General features: G+C 60.9%; 1 pseudogene. It reads right to left on the bottom strand.

Annotated elements, in window-relative coordinates:
* Positions 1 to 215, bottom strand: a pseudogene (locus DK254_RS34450) (IS5/IS1182 family transposase); the annotation flags it as partial.

Below are 215 nucleotides of genomic sequence, written 5' to 3'. Positions count from 1 at the left end.
CGTGACGGGTGAGATGACGGCGCTTGCTGTTCGTACAGCGCGACTGCAAAGGGCAAGCGCAGCAATCGCCGCTGATCGCGTAAATCCTCTCCATGCCGAGTACCTGCTTGAGGAGGAGCCACTGGCCCGCCGGGCACTGATAGCGGTCGTGCTCCGCGTCGTAGGTAAAGATGCTGCGATCGAACAGCTCGATGCCCTTGCCGTGGTTGTTGATG

This window comes from Pseudomonas sp. RW407, assembly GCF_003176655.1.
Classification (GTDB): Bacteria; Pseudomonadota; Gammaproteobacteria; order Pseudomonadales; family Pseudomonadaceae; genus Pseudomonas; species Pseudomonas delhiensis.
Note: the sequence above shows the minus strand (reverse complement) of the source record. Positions and strands in the feature narration are given on the sequence as shown.